The organism is Vibrio sp. 10N.261.51.C6 (genome assembly GCF_041471785.1).
Taxonomy (GTDB): domain Bacteria; phylum Pseudomonadota; class Gammaproteobacteria; order Enterobacterales; family Vibrionaceae; genus Vibrio; species Vibrio crassostreae_C.
This window is the reverse complement of sequence record NZ_JBFRPB010000084.1, coordinates 1-1,310: the sequence shown is the minus strand read 5'-3', so window position 1 is coordinate 1,310 and position 1,310 is coordinate 1. Positions and strand designations below refer to the sequence as shown.

Sequence of the window (1,310 nt, the reverse complement as noted above, 5' to 3'; positions counted from 1 at the left end):
GCGGCAGGCCAATACGACGCGTCGAGGCAAACGTGGCACAAAGGCAACAAGCATTACCTCTTCAACGCGTTTGCTTTGGCCAAAGTATGGCGAGCAAGAATGCTAGAGGCCATTAATCAACACCCAACGTTGTGGTTGCCAAGTGGCATACCCAAACAATGGGTGGTCGATTGCAGACAAGTGGGATACGGTCAGGCTGCGTTGAGCTATTTGGCTCGCTATCTCTATCGTGGTGTGCTGCCTGATGAAGACATCATCAGTATCACAGATGATACTGTCACCTTCCGCTATAAAGAGAGCCAGACCAATGCATGGCGAACGCGCACCTTGCCCACTCTGAAGTTCTTACTGCTCATTTTGCAGCACGCGCTGCCCTTGCTGTGAGCATGAGATGGCGTGTGTTGGAGTGAGCCGACCCATGTAGCCGAAAGGCATTTGATAATAAGGAGAATGGCATTGACGAAATCAAAGGAGATGTGAGGACGAAAGAAACGAAAAATAGCTAACTGGTTGATAAGATTGCTATCGCAACCTTATCTTGACCCCGCTCGCCTTGAGAAAAGCCTCAAAGCGATGTGCCCTTCAAGTTCAATCGTACAATTTACTTAACAAAGTGGCTTCGGGCTTGTTCAACACTCGGGATTTAGTGTTGGCTGCGCAACACCTTAATCCTTATTTGTTATGTGAACATGCAAACTCAGTATCCAATATCTAGGATCAGAAGCAACGTTAATAAAAAAGGAGACCAGTACCATATGCTCCCTTTCCATCGACGAACGACTAAAGTTTGGTACAACAAAGCGACAATTAATACTATTTCTAGAAAAAGCTGGACAGGAAAGACCAACAATGAGTAAACCATCCCATACCCAGGAGCTTGGCCTGCTTCGCTTGGGTTACTCATTACACCGTCGATAAAGTGCTCAAAATATAAGTAAATGAAATGGTTCAGTGTTAGTGCAACTAAAACAAACCTCACAATGCTGACGCTCCAAATTTATGATTTGAAATAGTATTTGTTCCAGTTCAGAAACTGTCGAGCATCATATTTTCATAAACTCGACATCAATCTCAGTTTTGTTCACATAACGCCAAGCTAACGTGCCCGAAACCGTGGCATACACTTTTGCGAAGCAAAAATGCCACGCGTTAAGGGTCACTGTTGAGCGCCTTGTTGAACGAAGCCGCTACGCGGCAGAGTAAAACGAGTGCAAACCATACTCTTGTAACACCATCACCCTGATGGTCGTTCACAGGAGTAACCCCATGAAACCCGATGACTTAAAACGTTACAACACCCTTTATGAACA

General features: G+C 45.3%; 1 protein-coding gene. It reads left to right on the top strand.

What is annotated here, in order from left to right; all coding sequences use genetic code 11:
* The coding region (locus tag AB4375_RS19885) for a transposase (protein ID WP_372052385.1) at positions 1 to 384 on the top strand (384 nt) is incomplete at its 5' end.
* Between the last annotated feature and the right edge of the window lie 926 nt (positions 385 to 1,310).